Source organism: Streptomyces antioxidans, from assembly GCF_000968685.2.
Taxonomy (GTDB): Bacteria; Actinomycetota; Actinomycetes; order Streptomycetales; family Streptomycetaceae; genus Streptomyces; species Streptomyces antioxidans.
Genome location: NZ_LAKD02000119.1, coordinates 80727 through 100374, shown reverse-complemented (window position 1 = coordinate 100374; position 19648 = coordinate 80727). Strand labels below are relative to the sequence as shown.

Annotated in this window: 22 protein-coding genes and 3 pseudogenes; 11 read left to right on the top strand and 14 right to left on the bottom strand. The window is 69.1% G+C overall.

Annotated elements, in window-relative coordinates:
• Positions 1-155: 155 nt before the first annotated feature.
• A pseudogene (locus VT50_RS38815) lies at positions 156-242 on the bottom strand (mismatch-specific DNA-glycosylase); the annotation flags it as partial.
• Between the two features lie 48 nt (positions 243-290).
• Here VT50_RS38815 and VT50_RS41480 point away from each other — a divergent pair.
• A pseudogene (locus VT50_RS41480) lies at positions 291-584 on the top strand (recombinase family protein); the annotation flags it as partial.
• 71 nt (positions 585-655) lie between these two features.
• On the opposite strand, the gene VT50_RS33240 reads toward VT50_RS41480, so the two are convergent.
• Positions 656-1420, bottom strand: coding sequence for an IS5 family transposase (locus VT50_RS33240; RefSeq protein ID WP_046087570.1), 765 nt, complete (start codon positions 1418-1420; stop codon positions 656-658).
• A 179-nt stretch (positions 1421-1599) separates the two neighbouring features.
• Here VT50_RS33240 and VT50_RS33235 point away from each other — a divergent pair, with 179 nt between their 5' ends.
• Together VT50_RS33235 and VT50_RS33230 are read left to right on the top strand one after the other, a co-directional pair.
• Positions 1600-2250 carry a DUF4241 domain-containing protein gene (locus VT50_RS33235; RefSeq protein ID WP_053048646.1) on the top strand — a complete coding sequence of 217 codons (651 nt, stop codon included), beginning with the start codon at positions 1600-1602 and terminating at the stop codon, positions 2248-2250.
• 162 nt (positions 2251-2412) lie between these two features.
• A pseudogene (locus tag VT50_RS33230) lies at positions 2413-2604 on the top strand (transposase family protein); the annotation flags it as partial.
• A 337-nt stretch (positions 2605-2941) separates the two neighbouring features.
• Here VT50_RS33230 and VT50_RS33225 read toward each other — a convergent pair.
• Positions 2942-3976 carry a UvrD-helicase domain-containing protein gene (locus VT50_RS33225; RefSeq protein WP_046087572.1) on the bottom strand — a complete coding sequence of 345 codons (1035 nt, stop codon included), beginning with the start codon at positions 3974-3976 and terminating at the stop codon, positions 2942-2944.
• The gene (locus tag VT50_RS33220) at positions 3963-4457 is read right to left on the bottom strand and encodes an ATP-dependent endonuclease (protein WP_206269523.1); all 495 of its coding nucleotides are present in this window, start codon (positions 4455-4457) and stop codon (positions 3963-3965) included. Before VT50_RS33220 ends, VT50_RS33225 begins: the two co-directional genes overlap by 14 nt.
• A 46-nt stretch (positions 4458-4503) precedes the next feature.
• On the opposite strand from VT50_RS33220, the gene VT50_RS33215 reads away from it, so the two are divergent.
• The 3 genes from VT50_RS33215 (at position 4504) to VT50_RS33205 (ending at position 7007) form a co-directional block, all read left to right on the top strand.
• Entirely contained in the window at positions 4504-5274 is a 771-nt protein-coding gene (locus VT50_RS33215; RefSeq protein ID WP_046087573.1) for an IS5/IS1182 family transposase, read from the top strand.
• A 65-nt stretch (positions 5275-5339) separates the two neighbouring features.
• Positions 5340-6269, top strand: a complete 930-nt coding sequence (locus VT50_RS33210; protein ID WP_240529404.1) for an NsdA family TPR-like regulatory protein — start codon at positions 5340-5342, stop codon at positions 6267-6269.
• Between the two features lie 18 nt (positions 6270-6287).
• Positions 6288-7007: a 5-formyltetrahydrofolate cyclo-ligase gene (locus VT50_RS33205; protein ID WP_046087575.1), complete on the top strand. Its 720-nt coding sequence runs from the start codon at positions 6288-6290 to the stop codon at positions 7005-7007.
• Between the two features lie 34 nt (positions 7008-7041).
• Here the strand turns inward: VT50_RS33205 and mug are convergent, their stop codons facing one another.
• Positions 7042-7611: a G/U mismatch-specific DNA glycosylase gene (mug, locus tag VT50_RS33200; RefSeq protein WP_046087576.1), complete on the bottom strand. Its 570-nt coding sequence runs from the start codon at positions 7609-7611 to the stop codon at positions 7042-7044.
• 28 nt (positions 7612-7639) lie between these two features.
• Positions 7640-9073, bottom strand: coding sequence for an adenylosuccinate lyase (purB, locus tag VT50_RS33195; RefSeq protein ID WP_046087607.1), 1434 nt, complete (start codon positions 9071-9073; stop codon positions 7640-7642).
• Between the two features lie 290 nt (positions 9074-9363).
• Between purB and VT50_RS33190 the strand changes: the two genes are divergently transcribed.
• Complete coding sequence (locus VT50_RS33190; protein ID WP_240529403.1) at positions 9364-10188, top strand: hypothetical protein; 825 nt, start codon at positions 9364-9366, stop codon at positions 10186-10188.
• 24 nt (positions 10189-10212) lie between these two features.
• Here the strand turns inward: VT50_RS33190 and VT50_RS33185 are convergent, their stop codons facing one another.
• Positions 10213-11112, bottom strand: coding sequence for a helix-turn-helix domain-containing protein (locus VT50_RS33185; RefSeq protein WP_078840800.1), 900 nt, complete (start codon positions 11110-11112; stop codon positions 10213-10215).
• 103 nt (positions 11113-11215) lie between these two features.
• On the opposite strand from VT50_RS33185, the gene VT50_RS33180 reads away from it, so the two are divergent.
• Positions 11216-11923, top strand: coding sequence for an SDR family NAD(P)-dependent oxidoreductase (locus tag VT50_RS33180; RefSeq protein ID WP_046087609.1), 708 nt, complete (start codon positions 11216-11218; stop codon positions 11921-11923).
• Positions 11924-11960: 37 nt separating this feature from the next.
• Positions 11961-12560, top strand: a complete 600-nt coding sequence (locus tag VT50_RS33175; RefSeq protein ID WP_046087578.1) for a DsbA family protein — start codon at positions 11961-11963, stop codon at positions 12558-12560.
• 28 nt (positions 12561-12588) lie between these two features.
• Here the strand turns inward: VT50_RS33175 and VT50_RS33170 are convergent, their stop codons facing one another.
• The gene (locus VT50_RS33170) at positions 12589-13359 is read right to left on the bottom strand and encodes an SGNH/GDSL hydrolase family protein (RefSeq protein WP_046087579.1); all 771 of its coding nucleotides are present in this window, start codon (positions 13357-13359) and stop codon (positions 12589-12591) included.
• Between the two features lie 66 nt (positions 13360-13425).
• Here VT50_RS33170 and VT50_RS33165 point away from each other — a divergent pair, with 66 nt between their 5' ends.
• On the top strand, positions 13426-13662 hold the full coding sequence (locus VT50_RS33165; RefSeq protein WP_240529402.1) for a hypothetical protein: 237 nt from the start codon (positions 13426-13428) through the stop codon (positions 13660-13662).
• A gap of 59 nt (positions 13663-13721) precedes the next feature.
• The gene (locus VT50_RS33160; protein WP_046087580.1) at positions 13722-13976 is read left to right on the top strand and encodes a hypothetical protein; all 255 of its coding nucleotides are present in this window, start codon (positions 13722-13724) and stop codon (positions 13974-13976) included.
• A 24-nt stretch (positions 13977-14000) separates the two neighbouring features.
• Here VT50_RS33160 and VT50_RS33155 read toward each other — a convergent pair whose 3' ends face one another.
• The 6 genes from VT50_RS33155 to VT50_RS33130 form a co-directional block, all read right to left on the bottom strand.
• Positions 14001-15005 carry a hemolysin family protein gene (locus tag VT50_RS33155; RefSeq protein WP_046087581.1) on the bottom strand — a complete coding sequence of 335 codons (1005 nt, stop codon included), beginning with the start codon at positions 15003-15005 and terminating at the stop codon, positions 14001-14003.
• Positions 15002-16396: a hemolysin family protein gene (locus VT50_RS33150; RefSeq protein ID WP_046087582.1), complete on the bottom strand. Its 1395-nt coding sequence runs from the start codon at positions 16394-16396 to the stop codon at positions 15002-15004. The genes VT50_RS33155 and VT50_RS33150 overlap by 4 nt, the downstream gene beginning before the upstream one ends.
• A 79-nt stretch (positions 16397-16475) precedes the next feature.
• Positions 16476-16901, bottom strand: coding sequence for a GNAT family N-acetyltransferase (locus tag VT50_RS33145; RefSeq protein WP_046087583.1), 426 nt, complete (start codon positions 16899-16901; stop codon positions 16476-16478).
• A gap of 57 nt (positions 16902-16958) precedes the next feature.
• Positions 16959-17870, bottom strand: a complete 912-nt coding sequence (locus VT50_RS33140; RefSeq protein ID WP_046087584.1) for an LLM class F420-dependent oxidoreductase — start codon at positions 17868-17870, stop codon at positions 16959-16961.
• 105 nt (positions 17871-17975) lie between these two features.
• Complete coding sequence (locus VT50_RS33135; protein WP_046087585.1) at positions 17976-18776, bottom strand: ABC transporter ATP-binding protein; 801 nt, start codon at positions 18774-18776, stop codon at positions 17976-17978.
• A gap of 154 nt (positions 18777-18930) precedes the next feature.
• Positions 18931-19614 (bottom strand): class I SAM-dependent methyltransferase, encoded by a 684-nt coding sequence (locus tag VT50_RS33130; protein WP_046087586.1) that lies wholly within the window; start codon positions 19612-19614, stop codon positions 18931-18933.
• Between the last annotated feature and the right edge of the window lie 34 nt (positions 19615-19648).

The following is a 19648-nucleotide window of genomic DNA, read 5'->3' as shown; positions in this document are numbered from 1 at the left end:
GCTCCTCACAGACCAAAGCGTTGGCTTGGCCACGACCGAGGCCGCGGCGCGCTGAGAGTAGCCGCACGGCCTGTCGGATCCACCAGCAGGTCCCGTTCTCGGCCACGGGCACTCCGCGGTCAGCCTTGCCAACACCCGACATCACAGGTTCAAGTTCAGTAGCCGTCGGCCTCAGCGGCGGTGCGCAGGCGGCCGTACTCCTCGGCCATGGCGGGCAGTGTCCAGTGCGCGTTGAGGCCGCTCAAGGCTTTGGAAACTATGCCCAACATAATATAATTAGGGCATAGCGCATGAAAGCGGACATAAACTCCATACGAGTTGCCCCCTACGCCCATATCTCAGATACGGATGAGGAGCGTGCTCCCGGTCTTGACCGGCAGCTTCGTACTGTACTTCCGCTCATCGACTCACGCGGCGGGACGGCAACGCATGAGTACATCGACAATGACAAGTCCGCGTATAAGCCAGAGGTCATCTGTGACGAGGGATTTGAACCCTGGCTTCAAGACTTCACCGCCGGTAGGAATGATGGCATTGCTGGTTGGGACCTCGACCGCATCTTCCGTCAGCCCTCGGACCTTGAACGCGTAATCAAGGCGTACTGCCACGCGTACTTCAAAGAGGGCCGTGCAAAGCCAGTGAGCCTTTTCCAACCTCAGTTTGAGGCGTTGCGGTGGAGGGTGAGGATGGCTTGGACGAGGGTGGTTATGCGGGTGGTGCTGCACCGTAGCTTGCGCAGGAGGCGCCAGGTCTTGAGAGTGGCCATGGCCTGCTCGACGAGCGCGCGGATCTTGGCATGGGAGACGTTGACGGCTCGCTGACCCGCGGAAAGCTTCTCCCGGCGACCTTGGTAGGGTACGCGTACCGTCCCGCCTGCGCCTTGGTAGTCCTTGTCGGCCCAGCAGCGGATGCCGGCTTCGGCCAGGGCGTCGGGGATGCCGTGGGTGCGGGCCGCGCGGATGTCGTGGACCGCGCCGGGTAGCGCGGGCGAGGCCCACAGCAGATTCCCGAACGGATCAGTGATGACCTGCACGTTCATCCCGTGCTTCTTGTGCTTGCCGGAGTAGTACGGCCGGTCGGCGGAAATGCGGTCGACCGGGAGCAGCGTGCCGTCGATGATCACGAACGCCTTGTGCGTCGCTGCGCGGGTGGCGGCGGCGAGGTCTGGCGCGAGGGCGGCAAGGATCTCGACCGCCTCGGCCACATACCGGTAGACGGTGGCGATCCCGATGCCGAAACCGGCTGCGAGCTGGGCGTATGTGTGTCCGCACCGCAGATGCGCCAGCACGAGGAGAGCCTGCCGGTCGGCAGGAAGCCGACGCCAACGTGTTCCGAGATCGCGACGCCGGGCGGTCAGCAGACTGGACAGGAACCGAAGGGCGGCGCTGGACAGATCGATACCCGATGGGTAGACAAGCACATGAAGCTCCGGGCGGACAGGTGGTCTTGGTCGACACCCCATCTACCAGGAGCTTCACCCCTCCGCACATGGCCCCTATCTCAACTCAGGCCGTGGCCTGGCACGTTAGAAGAGGCCCCGCGGCGGCTGCTATGCTCTCCCGGCTTCATCACCGTGTGCAACATCGAAGGAAACATGCCATGTCCGTCGCCCTGCCCCACCTGGATGTCTACTTCGAACATGGCAGGAGCAGGCGACACACGGGAACTACCATCATCGGGGACCCGTTTGATGACGAGCTGACCATCTCGGTGGATTCCCTTGGTGAGCTGTGGCTGCCAAGCGGCGAAGTCATCGTGGGTGACCCGATCTTCCTTGGCGACGAAGACCAGCTGCCCTATGCCGAGCGGGTTCCGTCCGGGCGCTATCCGGTGTCCGTCTCCAAGGTCACCGTGCAGGACCTCAAATACCCGGACACCTCTCCGTACGAGGACGGGGTAGCGGCTGCCCGGCTCCTCGTACGCGACACTCCGACGTTCGTTTGGGAACCGGCGCTGCTGCGGGGCCGTGAGAAGTTCTACGGGTACGGCGTCGACTCCGGCCGGTCCTGCTTCCTGGACGCCGAAACCAATCGCGTACTCGCCCAGGATGATGCAGCGCGCGAGGAGGTGGAAGGCCCAGCGACGAAGCGGGACCGCATACCAGGGGTCATCACCGCCCCGTCAAACGGCCACCAGGTCGCCGTCTTTCCCTCGGGCGCGGGCGACGGCGTCTATCCGACCTGGCTGGGCCGTGACGCCGACGGCCAGGTCACCTGTTTCGTGACGACCTTCCGCCACGACCTGGAGTGAACGCCCTTACGACCGCAAGGCAGACCAGGGCGCGTGCACCCCGGAAGGTGACCGCTCTCCCCGACGCGGCTCCCGCAACTCGCTCTGTAGACTATCCGGGGACGACGGAGAGGCGACGAGCGTTGCAAACACTCTGAACCGATGAGGTGTTTGAGACGCTGAGGTCGCTGGGAGAAGCTTTCCGCGGGTCAGCGAGCCGTCAACGTCTCCCATGCCAAGATCCGCGCGCTCGTCGAGCAGGCCATGGCCACTCTCAAGACCTGGCGCCTCCTGCGCAAGCTACGGTGCAGCACCACCCGCATAACCACCCTCGTCCAAGCCATCCTCACCCTCCACCGCAACGCCTCAAACTGAGGTTGGAAAAGGCTCAGTTATCTGGCTCCCCTCGATGAGCATCGACCTGACGGACGAAGACGGCCAGATGGTCGCCCGCATGTTGGTGAACATCGCCAACCACTCCAGTGCGAAGACCGTGAAGCGCGTAACCAACTTCTACCGGGACGAGGCGCTGAAGGGCAATGTCTTCGGCAACTACCCGGCGTTCTATCGCAACAAGGACGGCTCGATCAATGAGGACAAGGCCGTCATCACCCACAAGGCCATCGCGGATGTATTCGCGAGCATCCGTCCCACGGCCATCGCGGAAGAGTGGCGTACCAAGGGCATCACGACTGCGCGGGGTGTAGAGGTGCTAGGGGATGACGAAGGTTGTGCTGTACTTCGCCCGCGTCACAGCGACGTAGAACTTCGCCCGCTCCTTGAGCTGGTTGAAGTCGCGAGCGCTGTAGTAGTTGATCATCGGTGTCGTGGGGAAGATGAGCACTCGGTCGTAGGTGCTGCCCTTCGAGGCGCCCATGTTCATCGCGTCCAACCCCAAGGTGTTGGTCAGACGATCCCAGCGCAGCACGGTCGGAGAGTACTTCTCCATGTACTCCTGCACTTCCGACCTCTTGATTCGGAAGATGCCGTCATGTCCCGTGATCTCGTTGTTCATCGAGATGGTGCGTGGCAGCTCGGGGTACAGGTCATCCGCGAAGTCGCAGATGCCTTGACCGCACCGGTAGCTCTCGACGCGGCTGTCGATGACGCACACGTTGGTACGCTCGCTGAACCAGTCAACGATGCGACTTCCCTTGTACTGCTTGTTCTTCTGCGCAGTGTTCGTGGAGAAGGTCGCCTGCCGCGGATCTCCGACCATGGTGAGGCCGATGGGCGACTTCAATAGGGCGTCGAGGAGCTCTAGGTCGTATCCCGCCATGTCCTGGATCTCGTCGACGTAGATGTGGTCGTACATCCCCGCAAGCCGATCTACAACCTTGCCACCGCTTCGCCGGTTCGCTTCATCGGCGAGAGCTGCAACTTCATTGCGGTACACCGCCCGGGAGGAGTCGAGGTAGTACCGCGTGGGGTTGTCCTTGCGCGCGAACCGGGAGCGCTGGCCCAAGAAGTTGAGCCCGCCCATCACACCGATGTCGTTCAGGACATAGCTCTGATATGGACGGGCGCACTGGTTCATGAGGAAGGTGAACCAGCCCATGACCGTGACGTGGCTTGGTAGAAGACCGGTTCCAGCACTGAGCCGGTTCACAATCTGGTTCAGGTTCTCGTTGGTGTACGTCGTCACCAAGACGCGCTTCGTCGGGTCTCCGAGGACCTGGTCGATGATGTGCTGCGTCTTGCGCGAGCCGGCCGCCGCGATGATGGCCCGGTTGTTATGAGACTGCATCCACCGCGTCCTTGAGGTACTCCGGCATGGTGATGGTCTGGTCGCTCTCGAAGATGGCGAGCGCCGAGTCTGTCTTGCGCTTCTTCATGTGGTCGAGCAGGTCATCGTCAGTGGTGAAGCGCTTCCCGACGGCAGCGTTCAGCGTGGCCCGGCCGTTCACCTTGAAGAGCTGCGGCTCCAAGGTCTTAAAGTTCTTGTCCTCGCCGACGTGCACGGAGATGTTGGGGGCCGTGGTGTAGCTCGCGTAGCGCTGCTTCACGTCGCTGGCGTCCTTGCCATCGTTGTCGGTGACGACAGCGACGAAGTTCTGTGGCAGCAGCATGGCGATGTCGAGGAAGCGCTTGAAGGAGAGCCCCCGCACGTTGATGACGTCGATGCCGCTCTCGGCAGGCAGCTTGCCGCCACGCATGTCTATGTGAGCGCGCTGAATGACCAGTTCGTCCGACGGGCCTTCAACGAGGATCGACTTCTTCGCCAGCACTAAGGGCTGTCCCGTAACTGCTGGTCACGGGTGAGATGATCTTGCCGTGTCTGGTGTAATCACGGCGTCTGAGCCCTCCTGGATAGCCCCGTTCACCGGGCTGAGCCCGCGCCAGTTCAGCAAGCTGATCACCGCGCTCCGGAGTGAGGGAGCGGACCCGGTACGCAAAGGCCGCCCCTGGAGCCTGCCGCTGGAGGACCGCATGCTCCTGGTCGCCGCGTACTGGCGCACAAACCTGACCCTGCGCCAACTGGCGCCGTTGTTCGGGGTATCGAAGTCGGCCGCCGACCGCATCATCGACCACCTCGGGCCCGCGCTCGCGCTCCAGCAGCGCAAGCGGTACCGCAAGGACACCGTGCTGATCGTCGACGGAACCCTGGTCCCCACCCGCGACCACACCATCGCCGAGCAGTCCAAGAACTACCAGTACTCCACCAACCACCAGGTCGTCATCGACGCCGACACCCGGCTCGTCGTCGCGGTCGGCCGACCAGTCGCGGGCAACCGCAACGACTGCAAGGCATGGGAGCTGTCCGGCGCGAAAGACGCCGCCGGCAATACCACGGTCATCGCAGACGGCGGCTACCGCGGCACCGGCCTGGTCATCCCGCACCGCCGGGAGAAAGGCCGGACAGAACTCCCGGACTGGAAGGAGAAGCACAACGCCTCCCACCGCAAAGTCCGCGCCCGCGTGGAGCACGTCTTCGCCCGCATGAAGAGCTGGAAAATCCTTCGCGACTGCCGGCTGAAAGGCGACGGCGTTCACCACGCCATGCTCGGCATCGCCCGCCTGCACAACCTCGTCCTCGCCGGGTGACGCAGGGAACCAGCAGGTCATCCTGCACATCAAAGGTCATTTACGGGACAGCCCTTAGTGAGCGGATGTCCTATGCCCTGGAGAATCCGGCATCGGCTGACCTGATGGTGGTGGCCTACCTTCACGAGCGGCTGCGTCAGCTGGATGAGTCCTACGACCTGGAGGCGTCGACCGGGCTGCTTGGTACGGCCGGACAACTGCACGGCCAGGTGAAGTTCCTTCGGGAGAACGCTGCGAGTCCTCGCGTGCGCCGAGCGCTGTACGAGGTGGAGGCCGACTCAGCGACGTTCATGGGGCAACTGGTATGGGACGTCAGTCAACGACGCGACCACCACGCGCCGCTCGGGTACTTCGAGGAAGCGGTCAACGCTGCGCGGCACGCCCGCGATCCATCGACGGAGTCGTACGCCACGCTACGGATTGCTTACGTGGCGCTCTACGGCGAGAAGAACCCTGGCCGGGGTGTGACGCTCGCCGAGCAGGCCGCCGAAGCCGCCAAGCTGGTCAGCCCCTCACTGACTGGTCTGTCGCTTCTGCATGTCGCCGAGGGGCACGCCATGACCGGTGCGACCAACGAATGCGAAGCTGCGCTGAGAAAGGCGGAAGACCAGTTCGACCGCGTTCACGCGGACGACGTGGCCGCGTCCTACTACTCCGTCAACGAGTTCAATCGGCTGGCTGGCTCGTGTTACCTGTTCCTCGGCCTGCCTGAACGAGCCGAACCCATCCTCCGTATGACAACGCGGGCACTCGCCGCCAAGAAGAAATCTCAGGCCATCGCGCTAGGCAACCTGACCTTGGCGCTCATCCGGCAAGGCAAGCTGGATGAGGCGGCATCGGCAATGCATCGAACGATTGATGCCGTGGAGCTGACGCGCGGTGGCGGTGGTCTTAACCTGGCGTTCTCTGCTGGGCGTGAGCTGCGGCAGTGGCGACAGGAACCATGGGCGCAGGAGATCAACGATCGGTTGCTTGCCCTGATGGCAGCGATCTAGAACGGGTACGGGTGGGGCGTGACGAACATCGACCAGGCCAAGCAGGAGCTACGCGAGAAGGTGTGGCGTCGTCTCATCGACGGCGGCGGCGCACCGGCTGACTCGTCCGGCAAGATCCCTGGCTTCTACGGTGCTGACGCCACTGCTGTGCAACTGGCCGATCAAGACTTCTGGCAGCGTGCCTCCACCGTGAAGGCAAACCCTGACTGGGCGCAGTACCCCGTCCGAGTTCGTGCTCTCCAGGACGGCAAGCGCGTCTACATGGCCGTCCCGCGTATGGCCTCGCTCGAACCCTTCTACCTGCTCGACCCGAAGAACCTCGGACTTCCGCCCGAGGAGGCTGCCGAGAAGAAGGGCGCGGCTCAGGTCGCCCGCCGGCTTGCGCCAGAGTCGATGGAACCTATCGACGTCGTGGTGTGCGGCAGTGTCGCCGTGAACCGGTCGGGGGCACGCATCGGCAAGGGGGCCGGGTACTCCGACCTTGAGGTTGCGCTCTTGATCGAGGCAGGTCTCGTCACAGATCAGACGGTGATCGTTGCACCGGTTCATGCGCTCCAAGTGGTCGAGGATGACATCCCGGAGACGGAGCACGATTTCAGCGTGGACTACATCGTCACCCCCGACGAGGTGATCCCATGTGCCAACCGACGACGACCCAGCGGCCTTGTTTGGGCTGACCTTAGCCCGGAGAAGATCGCGGCGATTCCGGCGCTGGCAGCACGGGCCAGGCAGGGGTAGCCGTAGCCGTCCCTGGGGGCACTAGACGGCTACACTAGTCCTCGGGGCCACCCGCACACGACGCGTCGGGTAGCCCTGTGACCAGCCGAAACGCACGAAACACATCCGTCAGTTTGGGTGTAGTCCACAGCGCATTGAGGCCGCTCGGGTTCGGCAGGGCCCAGATCCGGGTGTCGCCTATGGTCCTCGTCTGCGGGCCGATCTTCGCCTTCTTGTCGCCGAAGGCGACCCGGTAGGCGGTGACCCCCGCCACCGCCAGCCAGCGTGGCCGCAGCCGGAGCACCTTCTCCTCCAGGATCCGGCCGCCTTCCCGGTACTCCTCGTCGCTCAGCTCATCGGCCCGGGCGCTGGCGCGTGCCACCACATTGGTGATGCCCAGGCCGTGGCGCACCAGCTCCGACTGCTCGGACGGGTGCAACTGCCGCGGGGTGAAGCCCGAGGCGTGGAGGGCGGGCCAGAAGCGGTTGCCGGGGCGGGCGAAGTGGTGGCCGGTGGCGGCCGTCATCAGCCCGGGGTTGATACCGCAGAAGAGGACGCGCAGACCGTCCGCGACCACATCGGGGACGAGGCGGTCGCGGACGGCCTCCAGTTCGGCGGGGGTCATCGCGGGGGTCTTCGCGGATGTCATCGCGTCAGAGGATCGAGCCGGGGGCGTACGCGGCGGCCTCCGGGCGCTCCTTGACGATCTCCTCGATGCGGGCCACCACCGCGCCCACCTGGTCCGCGGCGGCGCCCGTGAAGGAGAGCTTGTCGTCCATCAGCGCGCCCAGCGCGGCCCGGTCCAGCGGGATCCGCTCATCGGTGCCGAGCGAGTCCAGCAGCTCATTGCGCTCGGCGCCGCGCTCGCGCATCGCCAGCGCCGCGGCCACCGCGTGCTCCTTGATCGCCTCATGGGCGACCTCACGGCCCACTCCTGCCCGTACGGCCCCCATCAGCACCTTCGTGGTGGCGAGGAAGGGAAGGTAGCGGTCCAGCTCACGGGCGATGACGGCGGGGAAGGCGCCGAACTCGTCGAGCACGGTCAGGAAGGTCTCCAGCAGGCCGTCGAAGGCGAAGAACGCGTCCGGCAGTGCCACCCGGCGCACCACCGAGCAGGACACATCGCCCTCGTTCCACTGGTCGCCCGCCAGCTCCCCGGTCATCGAGGCGTAGCCGCGCAGGATCACCGCGAGGCCGTTCACGCGCTCGCAGGAGCGGGTGTTCATCTTGTGCGGCATCGCGGACGAGCCGACCTGGCCGGGCTTGAAGCCCTCGGTCACCAGCTCGTGCCCGGCCATCAGCCGGATCGTCTTGGCCAGTGAGGACGGGGCCGCGGCCAGCTGCACCAGCGCCGTGACGACGTCGTAGTCCAGTGAGCGCGGATAGACCTGGCCGACGGAGGTGAACGCCTGCCCGAAGCCGAGGTGGGTGGCGATCCGCCGCTCCAGCTCGGCCAGCTTCGCGGCGTCGCCGCCGAGCAGGTCCAGCATGTCCTGAGCGGTGCCGACCGGGCCCTTGATGCCCCGCAGCGGATAGCGGCCCAGCAGGTTCTCCAGCCGCTCGTACGCCACCAGCAGCTCGTCCGCCGCGCTGGCGAACCGCTTGCCGAGCGTGGTGGCCTGCGCCGCGACATTGTGCGACCGCCCGGCCATCACCAGCTCGGCGTGGTCGGCGGCCAGCCTGCCGAGCCGGGCCAGCACCGCGACCGTGCGGTCCCGCACCAGCTCCAGGGAGAGCCGGATCTGAAGCTGCTCCACGTTCTCGGTGAGATCGCGGGAGGTCATGCCCTTGTGGACGTGCTCATGACCGGCGAGGGCGTTGAACTCCTCGATGCGGGCCTTCACATCGTGGCGGGTGACCTTCTCGCGCTCGGCGATCGAGGCCAGGTCGACGGTCTCCAGGACCCGCTCGTAGTCGGCGAGGGCGGCGTCCGGCACCTCGATTCCGAGGTCCTTCTGGGCACGGAGCACCGCGAGCCACAGCCGCCGCTCCAGCGTCACCTTGTACTCGGGGGACCACAGGACGGCCAGCTCCGTGGAGGCGTAGCGGTTGGCCAGGACGTTCGGAATGCGCGGCTTACCAGTCACGTGCACAGAGTCTACCTATCGTCCATGGCGGTCGTTCACGCCCATGGAGACCAAGAAAGTCCAGGTCGAAGGCTCGTGGGTGCGTACGGCGCGAGCAGTCTGAGACTGCCAAAGGTCGCAGCCGCGCGGCGAAGCAAGTGTCCCCGGGCGCTGCGCTGGGGTCAGCCCGGATAGGTGACGAGCGGAGGCGTGCTCGAGCAGCCCATGTCGGCCGGATCCTGCCGCGTCATACCCAGCCCTCGCGGGGAGCCTTTCACCGGCGAATACCGTGACTGGCAAGGGGGGAATACATGTTCGGAAGCAGTGCTGTGGTCCGAGCTGTCGGGGGACTGACGGAAAAGATTCAGGGGTTACAGAACGCCCTCACAACAGCGATCGAGCAAGGGCTCGACAGTATCAAGACCAGCATCGACCAGATCGGTGGCGCTGCCCAGCGGACCAGCGAATCCGCGGGTGTCATCAGCCGCCGAGTCGACAGCCTCCACACCGAGATCCAAACACTCCGCACTGACATCGAACGACTCCGCGCTAGCGTCGAAGCTAGCCACCCAGCTTCGGAAAGCTGCGACGGTGACCGGATCCACCGCGAGATCGCCGGACTACGGGCCACCGTCGAATCGTGGCGGGCAGACACCTCGGAAGCCCGGGTCACCGCCGAAGCCGTCCAGGCCCAGCAGCAGCAAGAACCAGCCATCCCCGAGCAAGCCAGCACGGGCGACTTCGAAGAGCTCCTCGACCGCGCGGCCGGTGTCGCCTACGCCGAGATCTCCTGCCACCGCGACACCTGGGACTTCCTCGTCGCCCAATCCAGCCGCGGTGAACACTTCCGGCTACCCGCGGCCGTCCGGGAAGAAGACTGCCTCATCGACGCGGACCTGTCCGGCCGCACCCTGATCGCCGTCCTCGACGCCCTCTGGCACACCCAGCGCGACTCCGACGTCCCATCAGGCACCCGGCGCCTCGCGGCCAAGGTCTACGGGCGCGTCGGCGACGCCCTCCGTGAAGTCGAAACCGACGGCAGCACCGAGCGGGGTCAGGGCGGCAGCGAGCGGCGCCAGCCTGGGGTGACCCGCATCGTTATCGACGACCGGCCCCCGGCCGACGAGGGCGGCTGAAGCGGTCGAGTGTGAACGCCGCCGTCACCTTCTGAGGGTCGGTGACGGCTGGATGCCGATGACGTCGAGCAGTTGCAGTCTGCTGGCGGCGTCGCTGCCCGGCGGTGCGGTGAGGATGACGATGCGCAGGTCGCCGCCGGGTTCGGTGAGGATGTCGCAGTCCAGGTCGAGCGGTCCGACGTCGGGGTGGTGGACCGTCTTGGTGTGCAGGGTGTGCTCGCCGACCTCATGGCCGTCCCACAGGGTGGCGAAGCGGGCGCTGGCGGCGCGCAGGTCCGCGATGAGACTGCGCAGGGCCGGGTCCTTGGGGTAGCGGGCGCGGATGGTGCGCAGGTCGGAGACCACCGCGGTCTCGAAGCTGGCCTGCTGCCCCGCGGTGTGCCGCACCCGGCCGGGCGGTCCGGTGAAGTGCTGCCACACGAGGTTGCGCTTCCGGTGGGCGAGCGGGGACGGGTCGCCGAGCAGGGCGGCGTGGAGGCGGTTCCAGGCCAGTAGTGTCCAGGCCGCGTCGTACACGCCGACGGGGGTGCCCGGCAACTGGTCGACCAGCCGCTGCACACCTGGGGTGAGCCGGGCCCACAGCCTGCCCTCCGGTGGCTCGGGCTGCCCGGCGAGGGCGAACAGGTGCCGACGCTCGGCCTCCGAGAGCCGGAGTGCCCGCGCCAGCGCCCCGAGCACCTGGGCGGACGGGGAGGTCGCCCGGCCCTGCTCCAGGCGGACGACGTATTCGGCCGAGATGCCCGCCAGCAGGGCCAACTCCGCACGCCGCAGCCCGGGTGTGCGGCGGTTCCGCCCGGTGGGCAGCCCGACGTCGGCCGGGGGCACGCGGTCGCGCCAGCGGCGCAGCGCCTCTCCCAGGTCGCTGTCACGCCGCCGCGGGTGTCCGCCGCCGCTGCTCATGGGTCCAGTACCGCCGCTGCTCATGAGGTCCAGTATCGGCGCGGCGGGACAGTCCGGGCTGGTACTGGCGTTACCAGGAAGAACAGTGATCTGCCCGGATGACCGCCGAGGGGCGAGGCTGTTCGGCATGACGACGACGCTCATCACCGGGGCCAACAAGGGCCTCGGCCTGGAGACCGCCCGCCGCCTCGTCGCGGCCGGGCACACCGTGTATCTGGGCGCCCGTGACGCCCGCCGCGGCAAGGAGGCCGCCCGACGGGTCGGCGCCCGTCCGCTGCTCATCGACATCACCGACGACGCCTCCGTACAGGCCGCCGCGACGTTGGTGCACGAGCGGGACGGGCACCTCGACGTCCTGGTCAACAACGCCGGGATCGTCGGCTCGGTGCGGCCAGCGGCCGAGATCACCGCGGCGGACATGCTCGCGGCGTACGACACCAACGTGTTCGGCGCCGTGCGGGTCACACAGGCATTCCTCCCGCTGCTGGAGAAGAGCGCGACGCCGGTCGTGGTGAACGTCAGCAGCGGGCTCGGGTCGCTCGCCATCGCCTCGGATCCGGAAGCCCACGCCTGCCTGGTGCCGCTCTGGGTGTCCGCGCTGCCGTACAACTCCTCCAAGGCCGCGCTGAACATGGTCACGGCGCTCTACGCACGCGCCTTCCCGACGATGCGCGTCAACGCCGTCGACCCCGGCCACACCGCCACCGACCTCAATGGCCACACCGGTGCCCAGACCGTCCAGGAGGGCGCCGACATCATTGTCCGGATGGCCCTGGTCGGCCCCGACGGGCCGACCGGCGGCTATGTCGCGGCGGGCGGCCCGCTCCCGTGGTGACCGGCACCCTTCCCCGCGAAACTCAAGGAGAACCGACATGACCAGCCCCCACCGCGTCGAGGTCGTCCTCGACTTCGCCTGCGTCCACTGCTACATCGGCTTCACCCGCTACGCCCGGGCCCTCCGCCAGTACCGCGACCAGGGCGGCGCCGCCGAGACGGTCTTCCGCCCCTTCCAGCTCCGGCCCGATGCATCGCCCGCCGGGGAGCCGCTGGTCGAGGTGTGGGCGCGGGAGCGCGGTGCCGCCGTCGCCGCGGAGCTCGCCGCCGACACCTCCTTCGGCGCCGCCGACGCCCTCGCGCTCGACTTCCGCCGCGCGGTGTTCACCAACACCTTCGACGCCCACCGACTGGTAGCCCGGGCCGCCGCGCAGGGCACCGGGGAGCGGATGGCCGAACGGCTCTTCCGCGCGTACTTCGCCGACGGGTTGAACATCGCGGACCCCGGCACCCTCGCCCGGCTCGCCGCCGAGACGGGCGTCACGGACACCGGCGGCGGTGCGGACGAACTGCGCGCCGAGCTCGCCCGCGTCCGCGCGCTCGGGCTGCCGGCGCCGCCCGTTCTCCGCTTCGCCGACGGCACCACCCTGTCCGGGGAGATCGGCACGGAGGACGTCCTCGCCGCGCTGCGCGGATGACGCCGGGGCTCACGGCACCGCGCTCCGCTCAGCCCTGGTACGGCAGCAGCTCGGCGCGCTTGGGGGCGCGCCCGTCGCCCGATGAACGGCCGGTCAACCGCCTGCCGATCCACGGCCCGAGGTGCTGGCGGGCGAACCGCGCATCCGAGGTGCGGCGGGCCAGCCAGCCGACGGGCACCGCGGGCGGCAGGGGCGCGTTCCAGTCCTCCTCCGGTTCGAGGCCCAGCGCCTGCCATACGGCCTCGGTGACCCGCCGGTGCCCCTCCGCGTTCAGGTGCAGCCGGTCCTCGTGCCACATCCGGGGATCCCCGACCGCCTCCGAGGCGTACAGGTCCACGACGGTCGCGCCATGCCGCGCGCCCAGCTCGTCGATGAACGCGAACAGCCGCTCCATCCGGGGCAGGAACCGCTCCAGCACCGGTCCGCGCCGCCCCGGGCTGCGCATCAGCACCAGCCGCTCGCAGCTGGGCGCCAGCCGCTCGACGGCCTCCTCAAGCAGTCCGCACACCCGGTCCACATCGCATTTCGGCCGCAGCACATCGTTCAGCCCGCCGACCAGGGTCACCAGGTCGGCGCCCATGGCCGCCGCCGGAGCCGTCTGCTCCTCGACGATCTGGCCGATGAGCTTGCCGCGCACCGCGAGATTGGCGTAGCGGAACCCGGGGGCGCGGGCGGCGAGCCGCCCGGCGAGCAGATCCGCCCAGCCCCGGTAGGTGCCGTCGGGAAGCGCGTCCGACATGCCCTCGGTGAAGGAGTCGCCGACCGCGACAAAGCTGCTGTAGGTGATGTTCGTCTGCATGGCTCGGGCGATTCTATCCGGGCGCGTGTGCTGCGTGGGCCGCCGTCCGCGAGCATGATGAGCCGCATGGCGATGACCCACATCTACTTCGAGGGCGGAGCGCGGAACGGGACGACCGCCAGCTGGAATGTGGAGCCCGGCGCGGACATCTACGACGACAACATCTTCCGGCCGCCCGAGCTGTACCGGCGGACGAAGCGGACCAAGGTCATCGGACGGGTCGAGTACGTGATCTTCCGCCACGACCCGATGGGCACCCGGTCCGGCTCCGGTTCCGTTTCAGGTCCCGGCCCCCGTAGCTGATTGGACCGGTTGGACCGCCCGGGGTTCCCCGCGCCGCACCGCGGGGCAGTCTGGTCGGCGTGGATGCCTTCGAATGCGACCGTACGACCATGGCCATCGTCGCCGCCGCGCTCGCCGACGACGGGGAGGGCGCCGCCGCCCTCCTTGAACCGCTCGACGCCCGCGATGTGTGCCGGGTCGCGGTGCGGCTGGCCGCGATGGCCGCCCATGCGCTGGTGGCGGTGGCCGAGGAGGGCGGTGGCGGCCGGGAGGAGGCGCTGGCCCACTGGCAGGCGTGCATCATCGCCCATGAGTCCAGACAGACCGAGGAGTGATCGGGCACGGGCGGGCGGGAGCGCTCAGGCGACCAGTTCCCGCAGTACGTCCTCCATGGTCACCAGCCCCTCCAGCCGTCCGTCCGCGGCGATGACCGCCGCGAGATGCGTACGGCTGTCGCGCATCGCGGTGAGCACGTCGTCCAGCGGTGTGAGGGACCGCACCCGGGGGATCGGGCGCAGCTGATCGGGGCGGAACGGCACATCCCGGGGCCGTGCGTCCAGCGCGTCCTTCACATGCAGATAGCCCAGGATCCGCCCGGAGCCGTCCACCACCGGGAACCGCGAGAAGCCGGTACGCGCTGACAGCCGCTCCAGCTCATCGGGGGTCACCCCGAGCCGCGCCCTGACCACCTCGCCCATCGGCAGCACCACGTCCCGCACCCGCCGCCGGCCCAGCTCCAGCGCGTCCCGCAGCCGCTCGGTGGCGCGGTCGTCCAGCAGCCCGGCCTCGCTGGAGTCCGAGACCATCCGGGCCAGCTCATCGTCGGAGAAGGTGGCCGAGACCTCGCCCTTGGGCTCCACGCGCAACAGCTTCAGCACCCCGTTCGCCAGGGCGTTCACCCCGAAGATCACCGGGCGCAGGGCGCGGCCGAGGGCGACCAGGGGCGGGCCGAGCAGCAGCACGGTGCGCACCGGCTCGGCCAGCGCCACGTTCTTCGGCACCATCTCGCCGAACAGCATGTGCAGATAGGTGGCCAGGGTCAGCGCGATCACGAACGAGATCGGGTGCACCAGCCCCAGGGGCAGGCCCACCACGTGGAAGAGGGGTTCCAGCAGATGGGCGATGGCCGGTTCCGCGACGGCGCCGAGCACCAGTGTGCACAGGGTGATCCCGAGCTGGGCGGCGGCCAGCAGCGCGGAAAGGTGCTCCAGGCCCCACAGCACGGACCGCGCCCGCCGGTCGCCCTGCTGGGCACGCGGTTCGATCTGGCTGCGGCGCACCGAGATCAGGGCGAACTCCGCGCCCACGAAGAAGGCGTTGAAGACCAGCGTCAGCAGTCCGATCAGCAGTTGGACAACGGTCATCGGCCGGTCGCCCCCTCGGCCCCGTGCACTCCGCCGGACCCGTCGCCGCCGGTTCCGTCGCCCCCGGCCCCCTCGCCCCCGGCACCGCGCAGCGGCGCCCGCAGCCGGACCCGGGCCGCCCGGTGGCTCGTCACCTTCCGCACCTCCACCGCCCAGCCCGCCGGGTGGACGGTGTCACCGACGGCCGGGATCCGGCCCAGCTCGGCGGCGATCAGCCCGGCCAGCGTCTCGTACGGGCCCGGGGGCACCCGCAGCCCGATGCGCTCCAGCTGGTCGACGCGGGCCGCGCCGTCCGCGTCGTACAGCCGGTGGCCCTCCGGGTCCCGGCCCGCCGGGACCAGCTGGGCCGTCTCCTGCGGATCGTGCTCGTCGCGGACCTCGCCGACCACCTCCTCGACGATGTCCTCCAGGGTGACGACCCCGGCCGTGCCGCCGTACTCGTCGATCACCACGGCCATGCTGCGCTGGGCCGAGAGCCGGTCCAGCAGCCGGTCCACGGTGAGCGGCTCCGGGACGAACACCGCGTCGCGCATCAGCTCCGACACCGGGCGCCGTGGCCGCTCCTCGGCGGGGACCGCCAGCACGTCCTTGATGTGGACGAGCCCGGCGACGGTGTCCAGGCTGCCCCGGTAGACGGGGAAGCGGGACAGCCCGGTGGCGCGGGTCGCGTTGGCCACGTCCTCGGCGGTGGCCCGTACGTCCAGCGCCACCACCCGCACCCTCGGGGTCATCACGTTCTGCGCGGTGAGCCCGGCGAGGTTGAGGGTGCGCACGAACAGCTCGGCGGTGCCCTTCTCCAGCGCGCCCTCCTTGGCCGAGTGCCGGGCGAGGGCGATCAGCTCCTGCGGACCGCGCGCGGAGGCCAGCTCCTCGGCGGGCTCCAGGCCCATCCGGCGCACGGTGCGGTTGGCGGTGTTGTTGAGATGGCTGATCAGCGGGCGGAAGACGGAGCTGAAGACGCGCTGCGGGTTGGCCACGGCCTTGGCGACCGGCAGCGGCCGGGAGATCGCCCAGTTCTTGGGCACCAGCTCGCCGACGACCATCAGGACGACGGTCGACAGGATGGTGCCGAGCACCAGCGCGGCCGAGCGGACGGCCGACGGGGGCACGCCGATCGCGGCGAGCGGCCCGGCCAGCAGGGCCGCCACGGACGGTTCCGCCAGCATGCCGACGACCAGGTTGGTCACGGTGATGCCGAGCTGCGCGCCGGAGAGCTGGTAGGTGAGGCTCCGTACGGCCTTCAGCGCCCCGGCCGCGCCGCGCTCCCGGCGCCCGGCCGCGAGCTCCAGCTCGCTGCGCTCGACCGTGGTCAGCGAGAACTCCGCCGCGACGAAGGCGCCGCAGGCCAGCGCGAGGAGGAGCGCCACGGCCAGGAGGAGGACTTCGGTCATCGGTTCACCTCCGTCCCATGCTAAAAGGCCACGCACGGCGGCGCCGCTGCTAAGGGGCACCGTACGGCGTGCGGCGGGGTCAGGGGCGCAGCGGCTTGACCCAGCGGCTCCACTGCGGCTGCGGCTCATAGCCCGCCGCGCGCCACGCGTGGTGGGCGAGGTCGTTCTCGTTGAGCACCATCGCGTCCCCGCGCCGTCCGCCCAGGGCCGCGAACCGCTTCTCGGCCGCCGCCAGCAGGGCCGTCGCCACGCCGCGGCGGCGGTGCCCGGGGTGGACGGCCAGCCGGTACAGATGGCAGCGCCAGCCGTCGAAACCGGCGATCACGGTTCCGGCGAGCTCACCGTCCCGCTCGGCCAGCAGCAGCGACTCCGGGTCGCGGTCGAGCAGCCGGGCCACCCCGTCCCGGTCGTCGCTGATGCTGGTGCCCTCCGCCGTCCCCTTCCAGAAGGTGAGCACCGTGTCGAGGTCGGCGGAGGACGCGGCCCGTATCCGGAGATCGTTCATGGCCGTATCCCACCACCGGGCGGACCGCGGCGTCGACGGAATTCCGCGTTCCGCCGGTCAGCCGCCGTTCAGCTCCTCGATCACCGGGGCGAACGCCTCCATGTTGTGGTCCAGCACCGTGAAGTACGAGAGGCCGAACCGCTCGCGGTGGGCCCGCAGCTGCTCCGCCATCTCCTTGGCGCCGCCCAGCAGCAGCGCCGGGTGCTCCAGCAGCTGGTCCTCGGTGAGGTCCGGTGCGTACGAGGTCAGCTCGCGCGCCTTGGCGCGGCGGTCGTCGGTGGGCCCGACCAGCTGGATGAGGTAGTTCAGCTCGATGCCGGTCTCATCGGCACCTTCCGTCCTCCCCGCTTCGGCGGCGAAGCCGCGGAAGGCGGTGACCCGGTCCTCCAGCGCCTCGGGGCTGATCAGCTCCAGGGCGCCCGCTGGCTTGCCGGCGGGCTGCACCGCACCGGTGAAGGCGGCGATGTCGGCGTGGCGCGCTGCCAGCCGCAGCATCCGGTCGCCGTTGCCGCCGAGCAGCAGCGGTGGGCGCGGGGACTGGGTGGACCGCGGCCGGTGCTCGGAATCGGTCAGCAGCCGGTCCAACTCGGCCACGGTGTGCACCAGATGGTCCACCCGCTCCCGGGGCGAACCGAACGGCAGCCCGGCGCTGTCGTGCTCGGCCTTGACATAACCGGCGCCCAGGCCGAGCTCCAGCCGGCCGTCGGTGAGCGCGTCGCAGGTGGCCACCTCCCGGGCGAGCAGTGCCGGGTTCCAGAAACCGGCGTTGAGCACGAAGGTGCCGAGACGCGGGCGCTCGGTCACCTCGGCGGCGGTGGCCAGCGCCGGGAACGGAGCGGGGTTGCCGAGGTGGTCGGGGACCAGCAGCACGTCATAGCCGAGCCGCTCGGCATGGCGGCACTTCTCCCGCCATGCCTCCCCCGACTCAAGGGTGAGCAGATTGACTCCAAAACGGAACTGCCTTGCCATGAGCACTCCTTGGTCGCGGATACCGCGAACGTACCGGAGTCCGGCTCCGTTCGGGGCCGCCATCCCTCAGTCGGCGGCCCGGCCGATGGGCTCGGGGTCGGGGACTCAAGTGAGCGGATCGGGGTCGGGGGTGGTGGCCGCGAAGATGTGCATCCGCTCCAGCACCGCGTCGGCCGTGGGGCGGTCCATCCGGTCCACGATCCGGCCGTCGGCGAGGAAGAGCACCAGATCGGAGTGGGCGGCCGCGGTCGGGTCATGGGTGACCATGACGACCGTCTGGCCCAGCTCGTCCACGGCCTCCCGCAGGAAGCGCAGCACGTCCAGGCCCGACCGTGAGTCCAGGTTGCCGGTGGGCTCGTCCGCGAAGATCAGCTCGGGGCGGGAGGCGAGCGCCCGCGCGCACGCCACCCGCTGCTGCTGTCCGCCGGACAGCTGGGCGGGCCGGTGCCGCAGCCGCTCCCGCAGTCCGAGGGTGTCGATGACCCGGTCCACCCACTCCTGGTCGGGCTTGTGGCCCGCGATGTCCATGGGCAGGGTGATGTTCTCGGCCGCGTTGAGCGTGGGCAGCAGATTGAACGACTGGAACATAAAGCCGATCCGGTCGCGGCGGAGCTGGGTCAGCTCCTTGTCGCCCAGGCCGGTGATCTCGGTGTCGCCCAGCCAGGCCCGGCCCGACGAGACCGTGTCGAGACCCGCCAGACAGTGCATCAGCGTGGACTTTCCGGATCCGGACGGGCCCATCACCGCGGTGAACCTGCCCCGTTCGATCTCCACGTCCACCGCGTCCAGCGCGAGCACGGCCGTCTCGCCGCTGCCGTACGCCTTGGTCAGGGCCCGGGCCCGGGCCGCCACATGGGCGCCGCCGTCCGCGAACCCGTCCGTCTTCGTTGCCGCCGGTGTGGACATGTGATGCCTCTCCGTATCGGAACGTCGTGCCCTCGATGGTAGGGACCCGGCCGCCGGTACGCGCGCCTGCGGACACGGGCGTACGGGATTGCGAACGACCGCCGATGGGATCGCGACCGCCGGGACGGGAACGCGACCGCCGGCCGCGAGGCGATCAGGGGCCGGAGGGCGACGGCGGGCGGCGCGCGGCGCCGAGCACGCACGGGGACGTCGGCAGCGTCGGGCCCCGGTCCGGGACGCGCAGCCGACGGTGGCCGATCGGCTCGAAGCCCGCGGCCACGATCTCCGACCGCACCTCGCGCGCCGTATGGCAGCCGCCGAACACCAGCGGCCACACCGTGCGGTCCAGCGCCCGCTGGGTCGTCGCCAGGACCCGCCCCTCAGCGCGGCCGTGCTCGAGGAAGCGCAGCTCACCGCCGGGCCGCAGCACCCGCAGCAGCTCGGCCAGCGCCCGGCGCACATCGCGCACCGAACACAGCACCAGACAGGCCACCGCCGCGTCGAACCCCTCGCTCTTGACCGGCAGCGCCTCGGCGACGCCCGGCACCACATCCACCGGCACCCCGGCGCGCAGCCCCGCCCGGGTGGCCAGCCGCCGCAGATGGCGCTCGGGTTCGATGGCCACGACCTCGGAGACGGTCTCGGGGTAGTGCGGGAAGTTCAGGCCATTGCCCGCGCCGATCTCGATGACCCGGCCGGAGAGCCCGGCCAGCAGCTCGCCGCGCAGCTCACCCAGCCCGGCCCGCTCGTCGGCCAGCGGGCTCAGCCTGGCGTAGCAGCGGGCGAAGAGCGGATGGTGGACGGCGTCACGCGGGGGTGTACGACGGCATACGGGCATGGGAGCTCCCCCTTGTCCCGGGTATGGGTGATTG